The organism is Pseudoalteromonas sp. S554, assembly GCF_005930865.1.
Lineage (GTDB): Bacteria > Pseudomonadota > Gammaproteobacteria > Enterobacterales > Alteromonadaceae > Pseudoalteromonas > Pseudoalteromonas marina.
Genome location: NZ_PNDV01000053.1, coordinates 1 through 20,384 on the forward strand (window position 1 = coordinate 1; position 20,384 = coordinate 20,384).

The 20,384-nt window shown below is 40.4% G+C and carries 20 protein-coding genes and 1 pseudogene; 1 reads left to right on the forward strand and 20 read right to left on the reverse strand.

The genetic code is table 11. The features are described from left to right. Positions 1–113: 113 nt before the first annotated feature. Positions 114–578: pseudogene (locus CWB65_RS20065) on the reverse strand (acyltransferase family protein); the annotation flags it as partial. A 143-nt stretch (positions 579–721) separates the two neighbouring features. On the opposite strand from CWB65_RS20065, the gene CWB65_RS12770 reads away from it, so the two are divergent. Further along, positions 722–1,564, forward strand: coding sequence for a LytR/AlgR family response regulator transcription factor (locus CWB65_RS12770; protein WP_008130739.1), 843 nt, complete (start codon positions 722–724; stop codon positions 1,562–1,564). Positions 1,565–1,592: 28 nt separating this feature from the next. On the opposite strand, the gene glmU is transcribed toward CWB65_RS12770, so the two are convergent. The 19 genes from glmU to rnpA all read right to left on the reverse strand — a co-directional run bounded on the left by glmU (position 1,593) and on the right by rnpA (position 20,378). After that, positions 1,593–2,951 (reverse strand): bifunctional UDP-N-acetylglucosamine diphosphorylase/glucosamine-1-phosphate N-acetyltransferase GlmU, encoded by a 1,359-nt coding sequence (gene glmU / locus CWB65_RS12775; RefSeq protein ID WP_008130740.1) that lies wholly within the window; start codon positions 2,949–2,951, stop codon positions 1,593–1,595. Positions 2,952–3,242: 291 nt separating this feature from the next. Continuing rightward, positions 3,243–3,665: a F0F1 ATP synthase subunit epsilon gene (locus tag CWB65_RS12780; RefSeq protein ID WP_006793948.1), complete on the reverse strand. Its 423-nt coding sequence runs from the start codon at positions 3,663–3,665 to the stop codon at positions 3,243–3,245. Between the two features lie 13 nt (positions 3,666–3,678). Further along, positions 3,679–5,064: a F0F1 ATP synthase subunit beta gene (gene atpD, locus CWB65_RS12785; RefSeq protein ID WP_006793949.1), complete on the reverse strand. Its 1,386-nt coding sequence runs from the start codon at positions 5,062–5,064 to the stop codon at positions 3,679–3,681. A 33-nt stretch (positions 5,065–5,097) separates the two neighbouring features. Continuing rightward, positions 5,098–5,958 carry a F0F1 ATP synthase subunit gamma gene (gene atpG, locus CWB65_RS12790; RefSeq protein ID WP_008130741.1) on the reverse strand — a complete coding sequence of 287 codons (861 nt, stop codon included), beginning with the start codon at positions 5,956–5,958 and terminating at the stop codon, positions 5,098–5,100. Positions 5,959–6,018: 60 nt separating this feature from the next. Next, a complete protein-coding gene (gene atpA / locus CWB65_RS12795; RefSeq protein WP_006793951.1) occupies positions 6,019–7,560 on the reverse strand; it encodes a F0F1 ATP synthase subunit alpha in 1,542 nt (513 codons plus the stop codon). Positions 7,561–7,574: 14 nt separating this feature from the next. After that, positions 7,575–8,108, reverse strand: a complete 534-nt coding sequence (gene atpH / locus CWB65_RS12800) for a F0F1 ATP synthase subunit delta (RefSeq protein ID WP_006793952.1) — start codon at positions 8,106–8,108, stop codon at positions 7,575–7,577. 16 nt (positions 8,109–8,124) lie between these two features. Beyond that, on the reverse strand, positions 8,125–8,595 hold the full coding sequence (gene atpF, locus CWB65_RS12805; RefSeq protein ID WP_006793953.1) for a F0F1 ATP synthase subunit B: 471 nt from the start codon (positions 8,593–8,595) through the stop codon (positions 8,125–8,127). A 41-nt stretch (positions 8,596–8,636) separates the two neighbouring features. Further along, a complete protein-coding gene (atpE, locus tag CWB65_RS12810) occupies positions 8,637–8,870 on the reverse strand; it encodes a F0F1 ATP synthase subunit C (RefSeq protein ID WP_004335261.1) in 234 nt (77 codons plus the stop codon). Positions 8,871–8,923: 53 nt separating this feature from the next. Then, the gene (gene atpB / locus CWB65_RS12815) at positions 8,924–9,781 is read right to left on the reverse strand and encodes a F0F1 ATP synthase subunit A (protein ID WP_006793955.1); all 858 of its coding nucleotides are present in this window, start codon (positions 9,779–9,781) and stop codon (positions 8,924–8,926) included. A gap of 15 nt (positions 9,782–9,796) precedes the next feature. Then, positions 9,797–10,177: an ATP synthase subunit I gene (locus CWB65_RS12820; protein ID WP_006793956.1), complete on the reverse strand. Its 381-nt coding sequence runs from the start codon at positions 10,175–10,177 to the stop codon at positions 9,797–9,799. A gap of 142 nt (positions 10,178–10,319) precedes the next feature. After that, positions 10,320–11,246 (reverse strand): ParB/RepB/Spo0J family partition protein, encoded by a 927-nt coding sequence (locus CWB65_RS12825; protein WP_008130759.1) that lies wholly within the window; start codon positions 11,244–11,246, stop codon positions 10,320–10,322. A 20-nt stretch (positions 11,247–11,266) separates the two neighbouring features. Then, the gene (locus CWB65_RS12830; RefSeq protein ID WP_006793958.1) at positions 11,267–12,052 is read right to left on the reverse strand and encodes a ParA family protein; all 786 of its coding nucleotides are present in this window, start codon (positions 12,050–12,052) and stop codon (positions 11,267–11,269) included. A gap of 14 nt (positions 12,053–12,066) precedes the next feature. Beyond that, positions 12,067–12,687: a 16S rRNA (guanine(527)-N(7))-methyltransferase RsmG gene (gene rsmG, locus CWB65_RS12835; RefSeq protein ID WP_008130761.1), complete on the reverse strand. Its 621-nt coding sequence runs from the start codon at positions 12,685–12,687 to the stop codon at positions 12,067–12,069. Between the two features lie 15 nt (positions 12,688–12,702). Next, positions 12,703–14,592, reverse strand: a complete 1,890-nt coding sequence (gene mnmG / locus CWB65_RS12840) for a tRNA uridine-5-carboxymethylaminomethyl(34) synthesis enzyme MnmG (protein ID WP_006793960.1) — start codon at positions 14,590–14,592, stop codon at positions 12,703–12,705. A 426-nt stretch (positions 14,593–15,018) separates the two neighbouring features. Next, a complete protein-coding gene (gene mioC / locus CWB65_RS12845; RefSeq protein WP_006793961.1) occupies positions 15,019–15,468 on the reverse strand; it encodes an FMN-binding protein MioC in 450 nt (149 codons plus the stop codon). A 940-nt stretch (positions 15,469–16,408) separates the two neighbouring features. After that, positions 16,409–17,773, reverse strand: coding sequence for a tRNA uridine-5-carboxymethylaminomethyl(34) synthesis GTPase MnmE (mnmE, locus tag CWB65_RS12850; protein ID WP_008130768.1), 1,365 nt, complete (start codon positions 17,771–17,773; stop codon positions 16,409–16,411). Between the two features lie 134 nt (positions 17,774–17,907). Then, the gene (gene yidC, locus CWB65_RS12855; RefSeq protein ID WP_039038502.1) at positions 17,908–19,542 is read right to left on the reverse strand and encodes a membrane protein insertase YidC; all 1,635 of its coding nucleotides are present in this window, start codon (positions 19,540–19,542) and stop codon (positions 17,908–17,910) included. Between the two features lie 8 nt (positions 19,543–19,550). Further along, the gene (yidD, locus tag CWB65_RS12860) at positions 19,551–19,826 is read right to left on the reverse strand and encodes a membrane protein insertion efficiency factor YidD (RefSeq protein ID WP_006793977.1); all 276 of its coding nucleotides are present in this window, start codon (positions 19,824–19,826) and stop codon (positions 19,551–19,553) included. 126 nt (positions 19,827–19,952) lie between these two features. Further along, a complete protein-coding gene (gene rnpA / locus CWB65_RS12865) occupies positions 19,953–20,378 on the reverse strand; it encodes a ribonuclease P protein component (RefSeq protein WP_006793978.1) in 426 nt (141 codons plus the stop codon). Between the last annotated feature and the right edge of the window lie 6 nt (positions 20,379–20,384).

Here is a 20,384-nt window from a genome sequence, read left to right on the forward strand (position 1 = left end):
ATGGAGATATCGGAAGAATGGAGCTCTGGTAAAAAGTACCTGACCATGGATGGAGCTGAATAGGTGAAATCAGAGGGTAAACTGGAAATTACAGACGAATTGTTGCTTTATCGCCATACTCCAGATTGGTAATTAACAAATATGCTATTACTGGTATCTAAAAACGCTAAATAGAACTGCCAATACGTCATATCTATAACGCCTTGTTGATGCATTTCGGCATAAAGCTGAAAAGGCACAATTAACCATAACCCCACCAGCAGGGGGAGTAATATGAAAATAGAACGCTTTAAAACAAATAAGGCACATAATTTATAGCCACTTACTTTATCAAGCATAAAACGAAGTGCTACCCCTGATATAAACCAAATAAGCAGCATTCTCCAAGGGGAAAACAGCAACATAAAATACTCTACGTGTTCAGACGTATAATTACTTTTAAAATGAAACCCCCAATTTTGGCTATACAACATACTTATGTGATAAAAAATGAGAGTCGCAAATGCAATTACTCTCAACCAATCAATAAAGTAATGCCGAGAGTGCGCAGATTGTATTGCGTTTAATTGAGTACTCATACGTTAACCAATGTGTTTGTGATACCAGTAGTTAACTTAAAATAACTCGCAAAAACTATACATAAGTGCTTATATTACAAGCAATAGTGATAAAAGGTGGTATACAGGGATAACTGTCGCCTATAAATATAAAAGCACACATAATGAACCTTCAACACTTTCAACGTTTTCAAACTTTTTATGCCGCGGTACTCCTGTTTAGCTACGTTGTAATAAACAATACGGTTAATGCGACAACTCAAATAATGGAGGCGCAAAGAGACGGCGCACTTCCTTTTTTAATATGGGAGCCGTTTATATGGGAATATTCAAGTGCATTTAGCACGTTACTTATATTTCCGGCTGTAGTGTGGCTATTAAAAAAAGTACCTTTTAATTGGCATAATATTGCGCTTTCGCTGTGCACTTACTTTGTAGCGTCTATTATTTTCAGCGTATTCCATATTAGTGTAATGGTTGGAGGACGGAAGCTCATTTATTGGTTGAACGAACTTCACTACAACTTTGGCCTCAGCTGGTTTGAATTTTTATATGAATACCAAAAAGATGCGATAAGCTTTTTATTCTTTATCACCCTTATTAAAGTTTATCAGTATATTGTTAAACAGCTGTTGGGAGAGGCTTCATCTATTGATGAAGGTGCGCAACACAGTACTGACACTATAAATCGCTTATTAGTTAAAAAGCGGGGTAAAGAATTTATTATAAAAATTGACGACGTGGATTGGCTAGAATCTTCAGGTAATTATGTAAACTTACACATTGGCACGTCCATTTACCCTTTAAGAGTGACGCTCACTGAATTAAGTAAACAACTAGAAGTGCAGGGCTTTTGTAGGATTCACCGAAGTCATGGCGTAAAACTCGATAAAGTAGAATGCATTACACCACTCCCCAGCGGCGACAGCGCAATAAAACTAACTACAGGTAAAGTGCTCAACCTTTCTAGGCGTTATAAAGATCAATTTAAACTTAAGCTGCAATAAAAAAGGCTACCTAAGTAGCCTTTAATTATTATTTTTTAACTGGTCGTTTCCAGCCAGTTAAATTACGTTGCTTTGAACGTGCTATTGCCAGCTGCTCGTCTTCAACAGTGCTAGTGATCACAGAGCCTGCTCCCACAGTTGCAGTAGAACCAATGTTTACAGGAGCAACAAGTGATGAGTTAGAGCCAATAAAAGCGTTATCGCCAATAATGGTTTTTGCTTTATTAACACCATCGTAGTTACAAGTAATAGTGCCTGCGCCAATATTCACCTTTTCGCCAATTTCAGCATCACCTAAATAACTTAAGTGATTAGCTTTAGAGCCTTTACCTAAACGCGTTTTTTTCATCTCAACAAAGTTACCAATGTGAGAGTCTTCTTCCATTACCGCACCTGGGCGAAGGCGTGCATAAGGGCCAAGTGTACATTTAGCCGCTACGCTTGCATCTTCAATAAGGGTATTAGCTTTTATTACCACGTTATCGCCAATGGTACAGTTTTTAAGGACGCAATTAGGGCCAATGTGTACGTTATTGCCAAGAGTTACATTACCTTCAAAAATAACGTTTATATCAATTAATACGTCTTCGCCTGTTTTAACATTGCCACGTACATCAATACGGGCAGGGTCGGCGAGGGTAGCACCATTTAACATTAACTCTTCTGCTAGCCATGCTTGGTAAGCACGCTCTAACCCTGCTAGTTGTACGCGGTTGTTTGCGCCTTCAACTTCCATTGCATGATCTGGCTGAGCCGATGTAATTTCTACACCTTCACTGTGCGCCATTGCCACTATATCAGTTAGGTAGTATTCGCCTTGCGCATTATTGTTAGATAAGTTGCCTAACCAGGTTTTTAACAGTTTGCCATTAACCGCCATAATACCGGTGTTTACTTCGCTAATTAGTAACTGTTCTGCACTTGCATCTTTTTGCTCAACAATACCTACAAGCTTGCCACTTTCACGTAGCATACGACCGTAGCCATTTGGATTAACCAAGTTAACGGTTAATACCGCTAGCCCATTTTTTGGTGTTGCAGCTAATAAGCGCTCAAGCGTTGATTGCTTAGTTAAAGGAACATCGCCGTATAAAACCAATACAGTATCGTCATCGTTAATATGAGGGTTTGCTTGTGCTACTGCATGGCCAGTACCAAGTTGCTCTGCTTGCAGTACCCACTTTACATCGTTATCGGCAAGTTGTTGTTGTAATAGTTCGCCGCCGTGTCCGTAAACTAAATTAGTGGTTGTTGCACCCAGTGCCTTTGCGTTATCAATAACATGCTGCACCATAGGTTTACCTGCCACTTTATGCAGCACTTTTGGTAGAGCAGAGCGCATACGAGTACCTTTACCCGCAGCAAGAATTACTGTAGTTAGAGCCATTAAAACAATTTCCTTTTTCCGTTGTTTTAGTTAACAAGTCTGTTTATGCAGAAGATTGCGTAAGTCACGCCCTGTGCAAATACTCAGTAAACTAATTTGCTAGCACTGAATCTTGACTGAAAAATAGACTTAATTGAATAGCGTTATTGTAGCGAGGATTGGTGAAGGATATAAGTGAAAAGCTCAGTTAATAACTTCGACGACTAAAAAAAGCTTAAATTTAAACACGGAACTTAGCAACAAGCACAAAAAAGCCCACTTTAAAGTGGGCTTTTTATAAACCAGATAGGCTTACTTTTTACGTAATTGCTGAATAACACGTAGTTGTGCTACCGCTTCAGCTAGCTGCATTGCCGCTTGATTATAATCAAGCTCTGACGATGCACCTTTTGCCATTTGCGCTTCAGCGTCACGTTTAGCTTGCTCTGCAGCTTGTTCGTCTAGGTCTTCACCACGAACGGCTGTGTCTGCAAGTACGGTCACTATGTTCGGTTGAACTTCTAGTGTACCGCCAGCAATATAGATGAGTTCTTCTTCACCAAATTGCTTAACTAAACGCACCATACCAGGTTTAAGGGCAGTTAGTAGTGGCGCGTGACCGGCATTAACACCAAGCTCACCTTCACTACCAGATACTTGAATCGATTCAACCAAACCAGAAAACAAGTTCTGCTCTGCGCTTACTACGTCAAGATGTACAGTCATAGCTGCCATACTACCCTCCTAATTACATGCTTTTGGCTTTTTCTTGAGCTTCTTCGATAGAGCCAACCATGTAGAACGCTTGCTCTGGAAGGTCATCAAACTCACCGTTTAAAATGCCTTTGAAGCCAGCAATTGTGTCTTTAAGTGAAACGTATTTACCTGACGCACCTGTAAATACCTCTGCCACGAAGAACGGCTGAGATAGGAAACGTTGGATTTTACGTGCACGAGATACAAGTTGCTTATCTTCGTCAGAAAGCTCGTCCATACCTAGGATTGCGATGATGTCTTTAAGTTCTTTGTAACGCTGAAGAACTGTTTGAACGCCACGCGCTGTATCGTAGTGCTCTTGACCAATTACTAATGGGTCAAGTTGACGTGAAGATGAATCAAGTGGATCTACCGCTGGGTAAATACCAAGTGATGCGATATCACGTGAAAGTACTACTGTTGCATCTAAGTGAGCAAACGTTGTTGCTGGAGATGGATCCGTTAAATCATCCGCAGGTACGTATACCGCTTGGATTGATGTGATTGAACCTGTCTTAGTAGATGCGATACGCTCTTGAAGTACACCCATTTCTTCAGCTAGTGTAGGCTGGTAACCTACCGCTGATGGCATACGACCAAGTAGTGCTGATACTTCTGTACCCGCAAGTGTGTAACGGTAGATGTTATCTACGAAGAAAAGTACGTCGCGACCTTCGTCACGGAACTTTTCAGCCATAGTAAGACCTGTTAACGCTACGCGTAAACGGTTACCTGGAGGCTCGTTCATCTGACCGTATACAAGCGATACTTTATCAAGTACGTTTGAATCGTTCATTTCATGGTAGAAATCGTTACCCTCACGAGTACGCTCACCAACACCTGCGAATACTGAGTAGCCGCTGTGCTCGATTGCGATGTTACGGATAAGTTCCATCATGTTTACGGTTTTACCAACACCGGCACCACCGAATAAACCAACTTTACCACCTTTAGCAAACGGACATACAAGGTCGATTACCTTGATACCTGTTTCTAAAAGTTCTACTGAACTTGATTGCTCTTCGTATGAAGGCGCTGCACGGTGAATAGACATACGGTCTTCTTCGCCGATTGGGCCAGCTTCATCGATTGGCTCACCAAGTACGTTCATGATACGACCAAGTGTTGCTTTACCAACTGGAACTTGAATCGCTTCACCTGTGTTTGATACTGCTGCACCACGACGTAAACCGTCTGTAGTACCTAGTGCGATAGTACGTACCACACCGCCACCTAGCTGCTGTTGAACTTCTAGAGTCAAACCAGCTAAATCGCCATCTGTTACTTTTAGCGCGTCATATACGGCTGGCACGTTGTCTTGTGAAAATTCAATATCCACAACGGCACCGATAATTTGGACGACCTTACCTAAACTCATGTCTATTCCTCTCGTTAATCTTTGCCTGAAGCATTAAACTGCGGCTGAACCAGAAACAATCTCACTAATTTCTTGTGTGATTGCCGCTTGGCGGGCCTTGTTGTAAACAAGCTGTAACTCATCCATAAGGTCGCCAGCGTTATCAGTTGCGGCTTTCATCGCAACCATACGGGCAGCCTGTTCAGAGGCAGCATTCTCAACCACACCTTGGTATACCTGAGATTCTACAAAGCGAACTAACAAAGACTCTAAAATAGCGTCTGGGCTAGGTTCGTATAAGTAGTCCCATGTGTGGGCAGATACTTCTTCTTCAGCTTTTGGCAAAGGGAGTAACTGATCTATTGTTGGCTCTTGCTTCATGGTATTAACGAAGTTGTTATATACCAGGAATAAACGGTCAATTTTACCTTCAGAGAATGCATCAAGCATTACTTTTACAGGACCAATAACGTCTTGTACTGAAGGTTTATCTCCTAGGCCTGCTTTTTTAGCAAGCACTTGACCACCAAAGCGTTGAAAGAAACCAGCAGCTTTGCTGCCTAAAGTTGCAAACTCTGCGTCTACACCTTTTTCTTTCCATGCTTTTATGTCTAATGCAACTTTCTTAAACTCGTTTGAGTTTAAGCCGCCACATAGACCACGGTCAGTAGAGATAACAATATAACCAACTCGTTTTACTTCACGTTCTTCTAAGAACGGGTGAGTAAAATCAAGATTTGCTTGAGCAACACGACCAATCACTTTGCGTAATTTGTCAGCGTATGGACGGCTTGAAGCCACTCGTTCTTGCGCCTTTTTCATTTTAGACGCAGCAACCATTTCCATTGCGCTAGTGATCTTTTGAGTATTTTTAATACTCCCGATCTTGCTTTTAATCTCTTTTCCGCTGGCCATGACTCTCTCTCCGAATCAAGGTGTGCTTTAGTAAACTAAAGCGCACCATTAATAACTAAATTACCAAGTTTGCGTAGACTTGAACTTCTCTAGAAGTTCTTTAAGCTGCGCTTCGATCTCGGCGTTGTAGTTACCAGTTTCATTGATTTGAGCCACAAGCTCTGCGTATGTGCTACTTGCGTAAGAAAGTAAAGCTGCTTCGAAATCCATGATTTTAGCGATTTCGATATCTTTAAGATAACCTTTCTCAGCTGCAAATAACGACAAAGACATTTCAGCAACAGACATTGGCGCGTACTGTTTCTGCTTCATTAGCTCTGTTACACGCTCACCATGCTCAAGTTGAGCACGTGTAGCATCGTCAAGGTCAGACGCGAACTGCGAGAACGCAGCTAATTCACGGTACTGAGCTAGGGCTAGACGGATACCGCCACCTAGTTTCTTAACGATTTTAGTTTGTGCAGCACCACCAACACGCGATACCGAGATACCAGCGTTTACTGCCGGACGGATACCTGAGTTGAATAAGTCAGTTTCTAAGAAGATCTGACCATCGGTGATAGAGATAACGTTAGTCGGTACGAACGCAGAAACGTCGCCGCCTTGAGTTTCAATGATTGGCAATGCCGTCAATGAACCAGTTTGTCCTTTCACTTCACCGTTAGTGAACTTTTCAACGTAATCAGCGTTTACACGCGATGCACGCTCTAAAAGACGCGAGTGAAGGTAGAATACGTCACCTGGGTATGCTTCACGACCTGGTGGACGCTTAAGTAGCAATGAGATTTGACGGTAAGCAACAGCTTGCTTAGATAAATCATCATATACGATTAATGCGTTTTCACCACGGTCACGGAAGTATTCACCCATAGTACAGCCCGAGAACGGTGCTAAGTACTGAAGTGCCGCAGACTCAGAAGCAGATGCTACAACTACGATAGTATTTGCAAGTGCACCGTGCTCTTCTAATTTACGTACTACGTTAGCAATAGTAGATGCTTTTTGACCAACCGCTACGTACACACACTTAACGCCTGTGTCTTTTTGGTTGATGATCGCATCGATTGCTAGTGCAGTTTTACCTGTTTGGCGGTCACCGATTACAAGCTCACGCTGACCACGACCAACTGGAATCATCGCATCAATAGATTTGTAACCAGTTTGTACTGGCTCATCTACAGATTGACGCTCGATTACACCTGGTGCAATTTTTTCTACAGGTTCAAACCCGTCGTTGTCTAAAGCGCCTTTACCGTCGATAGGAGCACCTAGCGTGTTTACAACACGACCAAGTAAGCCAGCACCAACAGGAACTTCTAAGATACGACCAGTTGTGTATACTTTTACGCCTTCAGTAAGGTCAGCGTATGGACCCATTACTACTGCACCAATTGAGTCGCGCTCAAGGTTTAGTGCGATAGCATAACGGTTGCCAGGAAGCTCAATCATCTCACCTTGCATACAGTCAGCTAGACCGTGGATGCGGATGATACCGTCAGTAACAGATACAATTGTACCTTCGTTACGAGCTTCACTTACAACTTCGAACTTCTCAATACGTTGTTTGATTAGTTCTGAAATTTCAGTGGAATTAAGTTGCATGCTCTTTTTCCCAATTACGATTGTAGTGTTGTGGCTAAGCGGTTTAATTTTCCGCGTACAGAGCCGTCGATTACAGTGTCGCCTGCCTTAATAATAAGGCCGCCAACTACTGACGCGTCTTCACTACAATTCAGCTTAACTTTGCGTGCGAAACGTTTTTCAAGTGTCGCTACCAATGACTCTTGCTGCGCTGCAGTAAGAGGGGTTGCCGAAATCACGTCTACATCGATTTCTTTGTCATACTCTGCTTTAAACGCAGCGAATAACTGTGCAACCTCAGGCAGTGCAATCAAACGTCCATTTTCAGCCATCACCTTCACTAGGTTCTGACCTTGTTCGTTGAGCTGCTCTGCGCATAAGTTAATAAATAACTCAGCTTGTGCAGAAGCAGTAGGCAATCCAGCTAAAATGGCTGATGCTTGCTCGTCGCTGGCAACGTGGCCAGCGAAAAACAACATGTCATTCCAGCTTTCAATAGCGCCTTTTTCAACGGCAAGTTCAAAAGCCGCTTTAGCGTATGGGCGAGCGATAGTAGTCAATTCAGACATGCTCATACCCTCCTAATTACAGCTCAGCGACAAGTTTTTCAACGATGTCACTATGTGCGGCTTGATTGATTTCACGCTCTAAAATTCTCTCTGCGCCAACCACAGCCAGTGTTGCTACTTGCTTACGTAGCTCTTCTGTCACACGGTTACGCTCTGATTCAATTTCAGAGTGCCCTTGAGCAATAATTTTTTCACGCTCTTCTTGTCCACGAACTGTTTCTTCGTCAACAATTAGCACGGCACGCTTTTTAGCTTGATCAATGATATCAGCCGCTTGAGCTTTTGCATCTTTAAGCTGTTCTGCAGCTTTTTGTTGCGCAAGTTCTAAGTCTTTTTCGGCTCTATCAGAGGCAGCTAAACCATCTTCGATTTTCTTCTGGCGAGCTTCAATTGCACCGTTTAGTGGTGGCCATACGAACTTCATACAAAAAAGTACGAACACCGTAAACGCAATTAATTCACCGATAAGAGTGGCGTTTAAGTTCACAACCGCTCCTCCTTAAATAGTAAGCTGTTCAAAAAATAAAATTAAAGTACGAACAACAATACCATCGCGATACCAACACCAATCATTGCTACAGCATCGATTAGACCAGCAAGGATAAACATTTTAACTTGTAGCGATGGTGCAAGCTCAGGTTGACGCGCACATGCTTCAAGGAATTTACCGCCCATGTTACCAAAACCGATTGCTGTACCGATTGCACCGAAGCCGATAAGTAAAGCTACTGCGATGTACTTAAGACCTAATACTAGTTCCATTTTTTTCTCCAAAGTTTCAATTGTAATTAAAAGTAAAAATTAAAAGTTATAAATTAGTGATTATCTGAACTTGCCATGCTTAGGTATACGATTGTTAGCATCATGAATACGAATGCTTGCAATACGATTACTAATATATGGAATACAGCCCAAACAAAGTGCAACGGTAGTTGCATTAAGCCAATCGCACCTATAAGGATGAAGATTAGTTCACCTGCATATAAGTTACCGAACAAACGCAGCGCCAGTGAAAATGGCTTAGAAACCAATGCGATAAGCTCTAGTAATAGATTGAATGGGATTAAAAGAATCTGCATAGCTGTATTGTTTGAACTAAACGGGTGAAGTGTTAGCTCTTTAATAAAACCGCCGATACCTTTAATTTTAATTGAGTAACCAATCATTAATATAAACACACCTAGCGCCAGCGCTGCAGTTAAGTTTATATCTGTTGTTGGTACAATTTTCATGTATACGTCGTGTGAGTCCATGCCAAAGGCTTGCTCACCTACTAAACCAGCAAATGCAGGTAAGAAGTCAACTGGGATTAAATCCATTAAGTTCATTAAGAATATCCAAACGAATATCGTTAATGCTAATGGTGCAATCAGCTTGCTTTTACCATGGAAAGTATCACGTACGTTGTCGCCAACGAACTCAACTATCATTTCAATGAAACACTGAAATTTACCTGGTACGCCCAATGTTGATTTTTTAGCGGCACTACGGAAGATCCATAAAAAGATAAGACCTAGTCCGATTGACCATGCGAGGGTATCTACATGCCATGTCCAAAAACCACTGTCCGTACATGCTTTATTGAAGGCTAGACCGGCGTCGGTCGAGCACATCTTAGCATTGGTTAAGTGGTGCTGGATATGGCTAGATAGAGTAACTTCTTCTGCAGCCATGTTATATCCCAAAAGTTAATGTTTAAAAAAAACGGGTGCAAACAATCCAGTGAATAAAGCCAGTACATAGATACTAAAAAAGGGCAGTAGAACTACCGGAAAATGCTTTAGTACTAGCGCAAACAATATGATTGTCAGCATAAACTTTAGTGCGTTACCGCGTTTTAACGCGTTATACGCTTGTTCTGCACGACTCGCCCCCATAAATCGGAATGCGTAAAGTGCAAAAACACAGTGAGGAAGTATCGCAACTGCACCACCAGCTAACGCTGACAGACTGGCTTCAACTCCCAAACCAATAAAAATAATTACGGCAGCAAATAATGCTACAACACCCTGAAGACAAATTAGTTTAAATGCGGCAAGCCTATACGGACTTGCTAACTTATTATTCACTTTTTGTTAACCTTAATGGCGTTCAAATCGTTAGGGTGTGAAAACTGGCGAAATTATACTGTATCCTGCCAGTTTTGCAACTTGAGTAGAGTGTTTGTAACACAAATTTGCTACAAATGTCTCTTTTTAGACATGTAATAGATCAATGGTGGGTATTGTCGTGATTAATACGATTCAAAATGCCGTCAAGCTCGTCTAAATTAGTATATGAAATAACCAATTTACCTTTGCCTTTTTTGTTGTAGTTTATCTCTACTTTAGCACCTAGGTTTTCAGCTAATTGTTGTTCTAACTGTTTAACATCTGGGTCTTTTTGGTGTTCTTGCTTGGCGGGTGCAGGTTCTAAAATTGCACGCACTAGCTTTTCAGTTTCTCTTACTGTTAGTCCCTTTGCAACGGCAGTTCGTGCTGCGTCAGACTGCGCTTCGCCTTCAAGTGCGAGTAAACAACGCGCATGGCCCATTTCTATGTCACCATGTTCTAACAGAATTTTTACATCACTATTTAAATTATTTAAACGTAATAAGTTTGTTACGGTGGTTCTTGATTTGCCAACTGCATCAGCCACTTGCTGATGTGTTAATTCAAACTCATTTAATAAACGATTAAGCGCAACCGCTTCTTCCATTGCATTTAAATCTTCACGCTGAATATTTTCAATCAGTGCTATAGCAACGGCGGCTTCATCGGGTACATCTTTAATAATACATGGAACTGCGTCTAGTTTTGCAATTTGCGCTGCGCGCCAACGACGTTCACCGGCAATAATTTCATAGCTATTGTGGGCAATAGGGCGCACAACAATAGGTTGAATAATTCCTTGTGAGCGAATAGAGCTGGCGAGTTCTTCGAGTGCCTCTTCAGACATGTCTTTACGAGGTTGGTACTTGCCTGAATGCAAAAACTCAATAGGCAATGTTTGTAACGGGTTATCTGTAGCACTAACTGTGCTTTGGACAACCTCTGTTACGTTTTGTGTGTCTTGTTCCTTGCTGGCGCTCGGTGCAGGCTTAGACGAACTTAAAAGTGCATCGAGTCCTCGGCCTAAACCTCGTTTTTTAGCAGACATGTTATTTTTTTACCTCAAAGTTAGGCGACAACGGACGCTGTTTTTTCTTTTCTGCGCAGCATTTCACCGGCAAGTGCCAAATACGCTTTTGCGCCACTTGATGCTCTGTCGTAGTACATAGCAGGTGCGCCAAAACTTGGCGCCTCAGCTAGACGAACATTTCGTGGGATCACAGTGCGATACACTTTATCACCAAAATGTTGTTTTAATTGTTCTGAAACGTCGTTTGCTAGACGGTTACGCGGATCGTACATAGTGCGTAATATGCCTTCAATTTTTAATTCAGGATTTACTAATTTAGCCAATTGCGTAATGGTATCCATTAATGCTGTTAGGCCTTCCAGTGCATAATATTCACATTGCATTGGTACTAAAATAGAATCTGCAGCGGCCATAGCATTAACAGTTAACATGTTTAATGAAGGCGGGCAGTCTATAAATATAAACTCGTATTGGTCCTGAATTTTTTCAAGTGCATTACGAAGACGCACTTCACGGGCAAATAATTCCATTAGTTTAACTTCGGCAGCGGTTACGTCTCCGTTTGCTGCAATCATATGGTATTCGCCAGATGTTTCTTTAATGATTACGTCTTCAATAGGCTTATCTTCAATAAGTAGGTCGTAAATAGTGGGCACGTCGCCATATTTATCTACCCCACTGCCCATAGTGGCATTACCTTGCGGGTCGAGATCAATTAACAGCACTTTACGCTTCGTTGCGGCCATAGACGCAGCGAGATTAACAGCGGTCGTAGTTTTACCTACACCCCCTTTTTGATTTGCTAATGCGATGACTTTTGCCACAGTGTCTCTGATCCCTAGTCTTTAGAAAGAATAATTAAATGTCGTTGTGCATCTAACTCAGGTACTTCTAATGCAATTTTTTTCTCAAACTTTACGCCAGCGGGTAATGACTCTAACTCTTCGCTAGGGTAAACGCCTTTAAGCGCAATAAAATGGCCAGATTGATCAATTAGGTGTGAACACCAGTCAACCATATCTTGTAATGATGCAAATGCACGACTGAGTACGCCATCTAATTTAACACTTGGTTGATATTCTTCAACTCTTGACTGTACCGGGGTAACATTATCAAGCCCAAGTTCATGCTTTACGTGCATTAAAAAGCGTACACGTTTACCTAAGCTGTCGAGTAACACGAATTGGGTATCAGGAAGTGCAATAGCTAATACAATACCAGGAAGCCCAGGGCCTGTACCAACATCAATATAATGATGACCGGGTAAATGAGGTGCAACAACAAGGCTATCCATAATATGCTTTACCATCATTTCTTGAGGTAAACGTACTGAGGTTAAGTTATACGCTTTGTTCCACTTATCCAATAGTTCAACGTAACGAACAAGCTGTTGCTGTTGTTTTTCTGTTAGCGCAATATCAGTTTGCGCTAACAATGTAGTTAATTGTTGTTGTAACACTAGGTGCCCTTACCGTTACGCAGATTTGCGTAATAAGCCTTGCTTCTTCAGATACACTAATAATAACGAAATAGCTGCTGGTGTGATACCAGAAATACGCGAAGCCTGACCAATAGTGTCCGGACGAGACTCTTCTAATTTTGCCACTACCTCGTTTGATAAACCTGATACGGTTTTATAATCAAACTCTTTTGGTAATATTGTTTCTTCATGGCGAAGCTGTTTATTGATCTCATCCTGCTGACGCGCAATGTAACCTGCGTATTTTGTATGGATCTCAACCTGCTCTAAAGCCGCTTTATTTGTAAATTCAGATCCTAAGCCTTCAATAGCCATTAGATCATCATAACGGATCTCTGGGCGGCGTAGTAATTCTTCTAAACTTGCTTCACGCGTTAATGGAGCTTTTAATAAAGCGTTTACTTGATCAACAACAGTATGATCTTTGTGAATCCACGTGTCTTTTATACGTTGTTTTTCTTTTTCGATAATTTCCATTTTTTCGTTAAATGCCTGCCAGCGCTCATCGTTAACTAAACCTAGCTCACGGCCTTTTTCAGTTAAACGAATATCGGCATTATCTTCACGCAACAATAAACGGTATTCAGCACGGCTGGTAAACATACGGTAAGGTTCTTTTGTACCAAGCGTTGCTAAGTCGTCAATTAATACACCAACGTATGCTTCGTCACGACGTGGCGTCCACGAATCTTTACCTTGCACTTTAAGTGCCGCGTTCATACCAGCAATTAAGCCTTGTGCACCCGCTTCTTCGTAGCCAGTAGTTCCGTTTATTTGGCCTGCAAAGAATAAGCCTTCAATAAATTTAGTTTCTAGTGATTGTTTTAAATCACGTGGATCAAAGTAATCGTATTCAATAGCATAACCTGGTCGGCAAATATGTGCATTTTCAAAACCTGTGATCGATTGCACTATTTCTAATTGCACATCAAACGGTAGACTTGTCGAAATACCATTAGGGTAAAGCTCGTAAGATGTTAAACCCTCTGGCTCTACAAATATTTGGTGTTTGTCTTTATCTGCAAAGCGAACAATTTTATCTTCAATAGATGGGCAGTAACGTGGACCAATGCCTTCAATAACACCTGAGTACATAGGTGAACGATGCAAGTTTTTGCGTATAACATCATGTGTTTTTTCATTTGTGTAAGTGATGTAACACGGTATTTGTTGCGGGTGGTCACTTTGTTTACCTAAAAATGAAAATACAGGTGTAGGGGCATCGCCTGGTTGCTCCTGCATTTTGCTAAAATCAACCGTACGCGCATCAATACGTGGTGGAGTACCTGTTTTTAAACGATCTACTCTAAAAGGCTGTTCACGTAATCGTTGTGCTAAAGCTATTGATGGTGGATCGCCTGCACGTCCGCCTTTGTAATTTTCTAAACCAATATGTATTTGGCCACCTAAAAATGTACCTACGGTAAGTACTACACTAGGTGCACTAAAACGTAACCCCATTTGAGTTACTACGCCGGTTACTCGATCGTTTTCAACAATAAGATCATCACACGACTGCTGAAATATTTTTAAGTTTTCTTGATTTTGTAATGTGGTTTGAATAGCCGCTTTATACAAAGCGCGATCAGCTTGTGCACGGGTTGCACGAACCGCAGGTCCCTTTGAAGAATTTAAAGTACGAAATTGGATCCCGCCTTTATCAATAGCTTGTGCCATTGCACCGCCAAGCGCGTCAATTTCTTTTACCAAATGACCTTTGCCTATCCCACCAATTGCTGGGTTACAAGACATTTGACCAAGGGTATCCATATTGTGAGTCAGTAGCAGGGTATTCATCCCCATACGGGCAGCTGCCAATGCGGCTTCAGTGCCTGCATGTCCACCACCTACTACGATAACGTCAAAATTTTCATGAAAAATCATTAATGGGATCCTACTTAAATCAAACCGGTAAACTTCAAAAGGGAGCGTATTCTACCTAGAAATGAGCAGAAGATAAATGATTAAACTGTGCTCAGATCTAAGTAAGTGATCTCTAATAATATAAAGGATCTTTTAAAAAGATCTTTTAATACTATTACTACTACTGATCGGGTTTTCTGTTGATAAGCTTTAGATCTTGTTTAAAAACATTAAATTAGATCAGATCTAAAGGTGTTAATATGATCGGATCATCCCACAAATAAGCACTGATCAAAAAGCCACTTTATGCACAGGGGGAGATTAGTTAGATCTTATCCCATGGATAAGCATGCTTTAAAATGCAGTTTATTCAAACTTTATCCACATTATTAATTAAATTATTAGTAAATTGTGAGTAACTTTTATATGAGATTTTACTTGATCTCTTTATTTTAAACCTGTTTGGGTAACCCAAGTGTCTAACCAAGCGAGGGCTGTGTCTTCAGGGAGTGACTCGTCTAATATATTTAACTCTAAGCGTTCAGCCACTTTTATAGCGCCTTTTTTGCTTAGTAGTGCTTCTATATTGCGCCCTGCTAAGTTATATGTGTCGTAGCTGGTATCACCTAATGCAATAACCGAAAACTTTAAATGCTTCAAATCAGTTGATTGCGCTACTTGTTCTACAAAGCTTAAAAGATTATCGGGATAATCACCTGCGCCATAAGTAGATGTACATATTAACCAGAGCGTATTGTGTTGATCTATTTCATTAAATTTTGGCTGATCATGGAGTTGGGTTGTAATACCTTGGTTATTTAGCTCATCGCTTAATTGCTCCGCAACATACTCGGCCGATCCCATTTGGCTGCCCACAATAATATTTACTGAACTCATGATTAGTTATGATCGCATTAGTTTTAATTGCTGCCTATGATAGCCGAGTACAAACTGCAGTAAAGGGAAGAGTGTGGGTTTGGATAACTATTTTTAGTCTAATTTTTAGATCATTGTTTAAAGTTTTTTTAAGTTGTTGATTTATATATATGTAAAATAATACCTTCAAATGTAACCTTCTGATCAAACTGTTAATAAGATTGGGGGAAGTTCTGTTTAACTTTATGTTCTATGTAACTAAAATTTTGTAAGTTATTGATTTTAAGCTTTTGTAAGTCCAATTATGATGAATGTTTAATATAGAAGTAATGTTGATCATTGTGTGGATATAAAGGGTGTTGATAACCGATTATTTAGATCGAAAATAATTTTAAATAACGATCAATTAAATATGATCTTATTAAATAAATATCAAAATAGTTTTTATAACGGCCGCTTTTTACTAAAAATAGAGCTAATAACGTGTATTTCAGCTAAAAAATTTTGGATTTTTGTCCAAAAAATGGAAATTGTGGATAACTGATCTGACTAAATTTAAAGTTTTTGTGATATTCGATCATGCATTTACATGTTTGAGCTGGTGGATAGCGCGATCAATACACACTTGTGATCGCCTTATTTTTTGATATAAAGCCAAATAAGGCTGCAATTTTAGCTAATAAAATATTAAAAACAGTGATTTCAGCTTGTTTTAAGGTTAATTATAGTGGCTTAACTTATTCGTATGTGGGAGATATATCACCTTAAATAGGCGGTTATATCTTGTAAAGTAGGCCATTAATAAGCATTTAAAGATACTAATTTAGAGAAAATAAGAGCCTAAAATAGCACTCAGCTTATCTAAAAATACCCATATGTTGATATAGAAAGGCTTAATTTAGGCAGTAAAAAAGGGCGTTTTTTACGCCCTTAATTTTTAATTATTTAATTGTTAGGTCTTTTATTTACCAATACAGAACGAGCTAAATATTTTTCCAAGTAGATCGTCTGAAGTAAACTCACCGGTTATTTCGTTTAAAAATTGCTGCGTTAGGCGCAGCTCTTCGGCCAAAATTTCACCCGCAACATGCATTTCAAGCTGCGTTTTACCCGTATCTAAATGATAAGCTGCGCTTTCTAAAGCGTCTAAATGACGGCGACGAGCCATAAAGCCACCTTCTGTTGCGCCGTCAAAACCTATACAGGCCTTTAAATGTTCACGTACGAGCTCTATACCTTCAGCGTTTTTAGCACTTAAACTTATGACCGGGTATTGTTGGTTTTCATCCAAGCCTACAATATCACCCGATAAATCGGCTTTGTTTCTGATCACTGTAACCCCCATACCTTTTGGTAATTTTGCCATAAACTCTGGCCAAATTTTATGTGGGTCGGTGTCTACAGTATCGGTGCCATCAAGCATAAATAAAACGCGGTCGGCTTGGTTTATTTCATCCCATGCGCGCTCAATACCTATTTGCTCTACGCGGTCAGGGCTTTCACGAAGACCTGCGGTATCGATAATATGCAGTGGCATGCCATCAATATGGATGTGTTCGCGCAGTACGTCGCGGGTGGTACCTGCTATTTCGGTTACGATTGCTGCTTCTCTGCCTGCTAGGGCATTTAGTAAGCTTGATTTACCCGCGTTAGGACGACCTGCAATCACAACACGCATACCTTCGCGCATTATGCTTCCCTGTTTAGCTTGGTCAGTTACGGTGTTTAATTGGTTTATAATTGCGTTTAGATCGCCCGATACTTTGCCATCTGACAAAAAGTCTATTTCTTCATCTGGAAAGTCGATTGCTGCTTCTACGTACATACGAAGATGAATTACTTTTTCAACCAGTGTTTCAATGTGTTTAGAAAACTCACCTTGAAGTGATTGTAAGGCGCTTTTAGCTGCTTGTTCACTGGTGGCATTAATTAGGTCACTAATTGCTTCTGCTTGGGTTAAATCAAGCTTGTCGTTCATAAATGCACGCTCTGAAAACTCACCTGGTTTTGCTAAACGTACACCTTCTATTTTGCTAATTTCTTTAAGTAGCATATCAAGCACAACTGGGCCACCATGACCTTGCAACTCAAGTACATCTTCACCAGTAAATGAGTTAGGTCCGGCAAAATAAATGGCAATACCTTGGTCAAGCTGATCGCCATTTAAGTTTTTAAATGGTACATAATCGGCGTATCTCACTTTTGGTATTTTACCAATAACTTTTTCAGCAACGCTTTTGGCAAGGCTGCCAGAAACCCGAATAATACCAACACCACCACGCCCAGGTGCGGTTGCTTGTGCTGCAATTGTGTCTTGATTGATCATGCTATTTAATTTACCAACAATGTGTACGTTATGGCGCTATTGTAACCTATGAAATTACCACTCGCGAATGCTCTGATAAAAAATGGGCAATAAAAAAGGCGACCTAAGTCGCCTTTATAATAAGTAGGGCTAAGTTAGCCTCTTACTTTTATTCCTTTCTTTTCCATACCGCGATAAATATAAAGCATTTGCGCGATTGAAATAAGATTAGATACTAACCAGTAAAGTACTAAGCCTGATGGGAACCATAAGAAGAATACAGAGAAGATAACCGGCATAAAGGTCATCATTTTTTGCTGCATTGGATCGGTAACCGTCATAGGTTGAAGCTTTTGAGTTATAAACATACTAGCACCAAATAAAATTGGTAATACGTAGTATGGGTCTTGTGCTGATAAATCAGTTAACCAAAGCATAAACTCAGCATGGCGAAGTTCTGTTGATTCTAAAAATACATAAAACAACGCTAAGAAAATAGGCATTTGTAGCAAAATAGGGAAACAACCACCCATTGGGTTTACTTTCTCTTTTTTGTACATCTCCATAGTAGCTTGACCGAACTTTTGACGGTCATCACCATACTTTTCTTTAAGAGCTGCCATTTTTGGTTGAAGGGCACGCATTTTAGCCATTGACGTGTATTGCGCTTTAGTTAGCGGGTACATCAATGATTTAACAATAATAGTGATAGCAATAATTGCTAAACCCCAGTTACCAAGAATACTGTAAAGCCATTTTAGTAATACAAATAGTGGCTGTGAAATAAACCATAACCAGCCGTAGTCTACAGTTAGGTCTAAGTCAGGGTGAAGCGCTTCTAATACATCAGACTCTTTAGGGCCCATGTAGTAAATAGAAGTAATGGTTTGCTCTGAACCGGCTTGAACATTAACAGGTTCTGCTTTTGTACCAATGATAGCGGCGTTACTGCTTGTAATTAAGCTATAAAGGGTGTTGGTTTGGTCTTGCTTTGGTACCCACGCACTTACAAAGTAATGTTGAATAAATGCAATGTAACCACCTTGCGTGCTTTCATTTAGGTTTTTGTCGGCCATGTCAGAAAAGCTATACTTTTCGTATGGTTCTTCGTCTGTACCGTAAGCTGCACCTAAATAGTTTTGATCAACTAAGCTGCCTTTTTCTTGTACTGTGCGCTTAACTTGTGTGTAAAGCTGCACTTGAATAGGAGCACTGGTTGTATTGTTTACTGTGTATTCTAAGCCAACATCATATTGACCTTTTTTAAATACATACGTTTTAGTAAAGCTAACACCGTTGCTATCAGTAAACTGTAACGGTACGCGTAACTCATCACCTGTTAAGGTATAAGACGTTTGTTCGCTGTGGTAAGTAGGGCGACCGTTTGCAGATGCGTCTGGGCCATTTAAACCAATTAAACCACTTTGTGAAAAGTATTGATTACCCTCAAATTCACCCAGCAGCATGAAAGGTGTTTCTTCGCCTTTCACTTCTTCGTATTGAAGTAAGTCCGATTCAACAATATCACCACCTTTGGTGTCGATTTTAACTTTAAATACGTCTGTTGTTATTTCTATAACAGAACGTTTAGCTAATGTTGTTGAAGCCGGTAAGCCAGAGTCTGACGATGAAGGTATAAAATCATCCGATTCAGTTGAATTTGCTTGTTGCGTTTGTGTTGTGGCACTTGGATCGACTTTTGGCTGGTTATAATCATTATTCCATTCTTGGAACAATAAAAACGACACTAGCATTAGGCCAATGAATAAAAACGTGCGTTGCGATTCCATAACAGCTCTTATTTCTCGTGTTGGTGGTTAATATGGGTTATTTTTTCAGGTACTGGGTCATCACCACCTGAATGTAAAGGATGGCATTTTAATATGCGTTTTAATGCTAACCAACTTCCTTTTATCAATCCATGCAATTTTATTGCTTGAATTGCGTAATGTGAGCAGCTTGGATTAAAACGACAATGCGGACCTAATAGCGGGCTAATCCACTTTTGATAACCGCGGATCAATAACACTAAACATAATGTCGGTAAAGCAACAAGTGGTTTGAGTAACCTCATGATGTTTATGCCCCTAGTTAAATTTAGTGAGATAGATATCATGTATTTAAAGGCTCTATTGGAAATTTTAAATGCATGATTAAAAGGTGAGCTAAAGATACATTAATTAACCCTGTAATTCTATTGCTATTGGGTTTGTTTATTAGATTTAGCTGATTTGTTTGGGCGTTTCTTAAAGGGTGGAGGCTTAGGCGCACCTGGTTTACAGCGTTCGTTGATTTTTCGCCATAACTTGGTCAGTTGCTTGGTTAATTCTTCATTAGACTGCTCGTCAATGCCATTTTTAACCATAAGCACAATATCAATGTTATCGATGTTGTGTTGATTTAAACGAAAACTTTCGCGAGCAAGACGTTTAATACGGTTTCGTTGGCATGCCTTTTTTACACGTTTTTTAGCAACAGTAAGTCCTAACCTAGGTTTTTCTTGGTCATTGGGTTTAGCTAATAGAGTAAAGTAAGGAGTTGCAGCCCGAGCGGGTTCGTTAAATATACGAGAGTAATGCGAGGGAGTTAACAGACGTAACTCCCTGCCAAAGCTAAAGTCTTCCACTTATAA